This is a genomic window from Microbacterium sp. 69-7 (genome assembly GCF_001897985.1).
Classification (GTDB): Bacteria; Actinomycetota; Actinomycetes; order Actinomycetales; family Microbacteriaceae; genus Microbacterium; species Microbacterium laevaniformans.
Genome location: NZ_MKRU01000027.1, coordinates 9,653 through 15,670 on the forward strand (window position 1 = coordinate 9,653; position 6,018 = coordinate 15,670).

At 71.5% G+C, this 6,018-nt stretch carries 4 protein-coding genes; all 4 read left to right on the forward strand.

Annotation, left to right across the window (positions count from 1 at the left end):
- The coding region (locus tag BGN98_RS02835) for an anthranilate synthase component I family protein (RefSeq protein WP_288119441.1) at positions 1 to 1,291 on the forward strand (1,291 nt) is incomplete at its 5' end.
- Between the two features lie 70 nt (positions 1,292 to 1,361).
- Complete coding sequence (gene leuS / locus BGN98_RS02840; protein WP_036285518.1) at positions 1,362 to 3,944, forward strand: leucine--tRNA ligase; 2,583 nt, start codon at positions 1,362 to 1,364, stop codon at positions 3,942 to 3,944.
- Positions 3,945 to 4,028: 84 nt separating this feature from the next.
- Positions 4,029 to 4,643 (forward strand): ComEA family DNA-binding protein, encoded by a 615-nt coding sequence (locus BGN98_RS02845; RefSeq protein WP_036285520.1) that lies wholly within the window; start codon positions 4,029 to 4,031, stop codon positions 4,641 to 4,643.
- 80 nt (positions 4,644 to 4,723) lie between these two features.
- Positions 4,724 to 6,018 (forward strand): ComEC/Rec2 family competence protein (locus BGN98_RS02850; RefSeq protein ID WP_288119444.1); only part of this gene is annotated, 1,295 nt, incomplete at its 3' end.

The following is a 6,018-nucleotide window of genomic DNA, read 5'->3' on the forward strand; positions in this document are numbered from 1 at the left end:
CTGGGTCGATCCAGCCGTCGTCTTCGCGACGATCCTGTGCGACGACGAGCATGCGTTCTGGCTGGATGCCGGGCCGGCTGCGACGGCAGGATTCAGCTGGATGGGCGTGGGCGCTCCCGACGCAGCACCCCGCGACCTTCCTCTCGTGGCGGACGCGCGGCAGCCGGCGGTAGTGCCGGGTCCGCTGCAGGGCGGCTGGGTGGGGTGGTGGGGTTTCGATGCGGCGGCCGCGGCCGTCGGCGCGCCCGCGCGCATCGACGACGCCGACGGACCGCAGGAGCTGTGGCTGCGGATCGAGTGGTTCGTCGTCTTCGACCACGCCGCCCGTGAGGTGTGGATCGCCGCGCCCGCCGACCGCGGCGAGGCCCTCGCCGACGCGGTGGAGGGCGCACGGTCGTCGGCTTCGCGTGTGGCGTCACGCCGCCCCGCTGCCACACGCCAGGCGGTCCCCATCGCATCCGCCCGCCAGACGCCGGAGGAGTATCGGGCGCTCATCGCGCAGTGCCGAGACGCGATCCGGGCCGGCGACGCCTACCAGCTCTGCCTGACGACGCGGTTCACGGTCGCGGCATCCACACCCTTCGATCCCGTCTCCACCTATCTCGCGCTGCGCGACGCGCTGCCCGCACACCACGGTGGGATCATCCGCAGCGGCGACACCGCGTTGCTCAGCGCGAGTCCCGAGCGCTTCCTCGAGGTCACCGACGGCGTGGTGCGCACGCACCCGATCAAAGGCACCCGGCCGCGCGGCCGCGACGCCGACGATGACGCCGCGCTGCGTCGCGCGCTCGTCGACAGTGTGAAGGAGCGGGCCGAGAACGTCATGATCGTCGACCTGATGCGCAACGACCTGCAGCGGGTGTGCCGGCCGGGGACGGTCCGCGCCGAACGTCTGCTCGAGGTGGAGTCGTATACGGCGGTCCACCAGTTGGTCAGCACCGTCGCGGGCCAGCTCCTGCCCGACGCCACCCTCGGACACCTGCTGGACGCCACCTTCCCTGCGGGGAGCATGACGGGGGCGCCGAAGCTGTCGGCGATGACGATCCTGTCCGCGCTGGAGGGGGCAGGCCGGGGCATCTACGCGGGGTGCTTCGGCTGGGTCGGAACCGACGGTCGCGCCGACCTGGCGATGACGATCCGATCGATCGTGCTGCGACCGCACGGCGCATACGTCGGTGCCGGCGGCGGCATCACCTGGCTCTCCGATCCCGAAGAGGAGGTCGCCGAGGTCGGGCTCAAAGCCCGGGGCCCCCTCGCCGCACTGGGTGCGAATCTGCCGCCGGGATGGTAGGACGGGTCCGCTAACCTGGAAGGACGCCTCTCGTGCGTTCCCGAGCTTTCAGATTGGTCTTCCCCTTCCCATGAGCAGCCCCACAGACATCGCCACCGCCGCCGAGAACGGACCGTACGACGTGCACGCCGTGCAGGAGAAGTGGCAGCGCATCTGGGCCGAGAAGGACCCGTTCCGCGCCGGCGGTGAAGACGACACCCGCCCGCGGAAGTACGTGCTCGCGATGTTCCCCTACCCGTCGGGCGACCTGCACATGGGGCACGCGGAGAACTACCTCTACTCCGACATCGTCGCGCGCTTCTGGCGTCACCGCGGGTACAACGTGCTCAACCCGATCGGCTGGGACAGCTTCGGCCTGCCCGCCGAGAACGCCGCCATCAAGCGCGGCGTCGAGCCGCGCGGCTGGACCTACGGCAACATCGCGCAGCAGCGCTCCAGCATGCAGCAGTACGGCGTCTCGTTCGACTGGTCGCGCGTATTGCACACCTCCGACCCGGAGTACTACCGCTGGAACCAGTGGCTCTTCCAGCGGCTCTATGAGAAGGGCCTCGCGTACCGCAAGGATGCGCTCGTCAACTGGGACCCGGTCGACCAGACCGTGCTCGCCAACGAGCAGGTGCTGCCCGACGGGACATCGGAGCGCAGCGGCGCCGTGGTCGTCAAGAAGAAGCTCACCCAGTGGTTCTTCCGCATCACTGAGTACGCCGACCGCTTGCTCGACGACCTGAATCAGCTCGAGGGCTTCTGGCCGCACAAGGTGCTGCAGATGCAGCGCAACTGGATCGGACGCTCCGTCGGCGCCGACATCGACTTCGAGATCGAAGGCCGCGCCGACAAGATCACCGTGTTCTCGACGCGCCCCGACACCCTCTACGGCGCGACGTTCATGGTCGTCGCCCCGGACTCCGACCTCGCCGCGGAGCTCGTAGCCTCGGCATCCCCGGAGGCACGCATGCGCTTCCAGGACTACCTCGACACCGTGCAGAAGACGAGCGAGATCGACCGGCAGACCGCCGACCGCCCGAAGACCGGCGTGTTCCTGGAGCGGTACGCGGTCAACCCGGTCACGGGGGAGCGGCTGCCCATCTGGGCCGCGGACTACGTTCTCGCCGGCTACGGCCACGGCGCCGTCATGGCGGTTCCCGCCCACGATCAGCGCGACCTCGACTTCGCCCGTGCGTTCGATCTGCCCGTCAAGGTGGTCGTCGACACGACAGCCCCCGTGACCGGCGCGATCCCGGTGATCGAACTGGATGCCGAGGGCGTGCCGATCGATCCGGGTGCTCCGGGCATCGACGAGATCGACCCGGCGAAGACCGGCGTGGCGCTCACGGGCGACGGCCGGATGATGAACTCCGGCCCCCTCGACGGACTGAGCAAGCGCAACGCCATCGCCCGGGCCATCGAGCAGCTCGAGGCCGCCGGAACCGGTCGCGCCGCGAAGACCTATCGCCTCCGCGACTGGCTCATCTCACGCCAGCGCTACTGGGGCACGCCGATCCCGATGGTGCACACCGCCGATGGGCGCATCGTGCCCGTGCCGGACGAGCAGCTGCCCGTCGAGCTGCCGGCCATGGAGGGCCTCGACCTGACGCCGAAGGGCTCTTCTCCGCTGGGCGCCGCGACCGGATGGGTGGAGACCGTCGACCCCGAGACGGGCGAGCCGGCCCTGCGCGACCCCGACACGATGGACACGTTCGTCGACAGCTCCTGGTACTTCCTGCGGTTCCTGTCACCGGGCGACACGACGAAGGCGTTCTCCTCGAAGGACGCCGACCGATGGGGTCCGGTGGACTTCTACATCGGCGGCGTCGAGCACGCCATCCTGCACCTGCTGTACGCGCGCTTCATCACGAAGGCGCTGTTCGATATGGGCCTCGTCGAGTTCACCGAGCCGTTCTCCCACCTCATCAACCAGGGCATGGTCATCCTCGACGGCGCCAAGATGAGCAAGAGCAAGGGCAACCTCGTGCTCTTCCAGGACGAGCTGAACGCCCACGGTGCCGACGCCCTGCGGGTCGCGCTCGCCTTCGCCGGTCCGGTGGAGGACGACAAGGACTGGAGCGATGTCTCGACGACGGGAGCCGCGAAGTTCCTGGCGCGCGCCTGGCGCATCGCGCATGAGGTGACCAGCGCTCCGGACGTCGTGTGGGCCGAGGGAGACCAGGCGCTTCGCCGTGTCACCCATCGTCTGTGGGCCGACGCCCCGGCGCTGATCGAGCAGACCAAGTTCAACGTCGTCGTCGCCCGCTTGATGGAGCTCGTCAACGCGACGCGCAAGACGATCGACGGCCCCGCCGGGGCGGGCGACCCTGCCGTCCGCGAGGCCGCCGAGGCGATCGCGATGGTCCTCGACCTGTTCGCTCCGCACACGGCCGAGGAGATGTGGGAGCAGCTCGGTTACGAGCCGTTCGTGGGTCTCGCCACCTGGCGTCAGGCCGATCCGACGCTGCTGGTCGAGGAGTCGGTCACCGCGGTCGTGCAGATCGACGGCAAGGTGCGCGGCACGCTGACGGTGCCGGCGCGCATCTCGGCCGACGAGCTGGAGGCGCTGGCGCGCGCGGACGAGAAGGTCGTGCGCTCACTCGTCGGACGCGAGATCGCGCGCGTCGTCGTCCGCGCTCCCAAGGTCGTCAGCTTCACCACCGCGTAGTCTCCTCCCCATGAGGGCGGCGGCGGCCGCTCGTCCACGGATGCCGCGCGGGCGCTGAGCCTGGCGGTGCGCCGATGGCACGGTGTGGAGGTGAGTCCGCCCGGCATCGATCACGCACCGCGCACCGCCGCCGACGCGCATCGCGCGCGTCGGCGGCGCGTCGGCACCGGTGCGGCCCTGGTGCTGGTGCTGGCCGCCGCGGCGATCGCGGTCGCGGTGGGATTCGTCCGCTCGGTGGCCACCGCCGACACCGGCGTCGCGGTGGCGCCCGTCGAGATCTCGGCCGCAGCGCTCTACGTGCACGTGTCGGGTGCCGTGGAGCGCCCCGGGCTCTACCGCCTCGACGGCGGAGCGCGCGTCGTCGATGTGGTCTCCGCGGCGGGCGGGTTCACGGACACCGCCGATCGCACGGCGGTCAATCTGGCGCGACCTCTCGTAGACGGCGAGCAGGTGCAGGTGCCGGAGGTGGGGGAGGCGTCGTCCACCGGCGCACCCGTCAGCGGTGACGGACGCGTGAACCTCAACACCGCCGACGTCGCCGCCCTCGACACGCTTCCGCGCGTCGGACCCGCGATCGCAGAGCGCATCATCGCGTGGCGCGAGGAGAACGGCCGGTTCACCAGCGTCGACGATCTGCTGTCGGTTCCCGGCATCGGCGAGAAGATGCTCGCCGGCCTCCGCGACCTGGTGACGGTGTGACCGGCACCGCAGCGACGACACCTCAGCCGACCCGAGCCGGCCGGGGCGGCCGCTCCCTGCGACGCCGGGACGTGCGCCTCGTGCCCGTCGCCGCCGGTGCGTGGGTGACCGCCGGGGTCGTCACCGGCACGGCGGATGCCGCGGCATCCGCGTCCGCGCTGCTCTGGGCGAGCGCACTCGTGGTCGTCCTCGCGCTGGTGCACCGGCGGCGACGCTCCGCTGCGTTCCGGGCGGGGCGCATCGCTCCTGCGCTCGCCCTGGTCGCCATCGTCCTGGCCGTCGCGGCGGGGGTCGCCTCGCACGTCGCCTCCGCGCTGCCTGCTCGCGGAGCCGTTGCGGCGGCCGAGATCGCCGGGGGCCGTGCGCTGACGGTCGACGTCGTCGCGGTCGGCAAGATCGAACGCGGCGCGGCCGGCTGGCGATTCGACGCCGTGCTGCAGCGGCTCGCCTACGGAGAAACCACGATCACGACACCGGTGCCGGTGCTCGTACGCACCGGCGACATCCCGCCGGGACTCGATCTCGGCGCCCGCGTGAGCCTGACCGGAACGGCATGGGCCGCGGGCCCCGGCGAACGGGCCGTCCTCGTCGTCGACGCGTCCGCGACGCCGACGCTCATCGCCGCACCGACGGGAGTGTTCGCTCTCGCCTCGCTCCTGCGCCACGGACTGAGCGCCGTCACGACCGGGCTCCCCGATCCCGGCGGCGGCCTCATCGCGGGTCTCGCGGTCGGCGACACCTCGGGAGTCTCGGACGGGCTCGATGCGGCGATGAAGTCCTCTTCGCTGTCGCACCTCACTGCCGTGAGCGGGGCCAACTGCGCCCTGGTCGTCGGGATCGCCTTCGCGCTGGCGGCCCTGTGCGGAGCGCGCCGCGCCCTCCGGGTGATCGCAGGCCTCGGCACCCTCGTCGCGTTCGTGATCCTCGTCTCGCCGGAGCCGAGCGTCATCCGCGCGGCGACGATGGCCGCCATCGCCATGCTGGGCCTGCTGCTGGGCCGCACCGGGGCGGGGCTCTCCTTGCTGACGGCATCCATCGTCCTCCTGCTCCTGCTCGACCCGTGGCTGTCGCGCTCGATCGGGTTCGCCCTCTCGGTCGCCGCCACCGCCGCGCTTCTCGTCCTCGCCGGGCCCCTCGCAGATGGCCTCTCGCGGTGGATGCCGCGCACACTCGCCCTTTTCGTCGCCGTGCCGCTGTCCGCTCAGCTCGCGTGCGGCCCCATCATCGTGCTGATCTCGCCCCAGGTGTCGATCTACGGTGTGGCGGCGAACATGCTCGCCGCGCCGGCCGCGCCGGTGGGCACCGTTCTGGGGCTCGCCGCCTGCCTGTGCGCCGGCATCCCCCTCCTGGGTGCGGGGCTCGCGGCGCTCGCCTG

Coding starts and splice junctions, on each gene's coding strand:
- leuS (WP_036285518.1), top strand. CDS start 1,362: ATGAGCAGCCCCACAGACATCGCCACCGCCGCCGAGAACGGACCGTAC.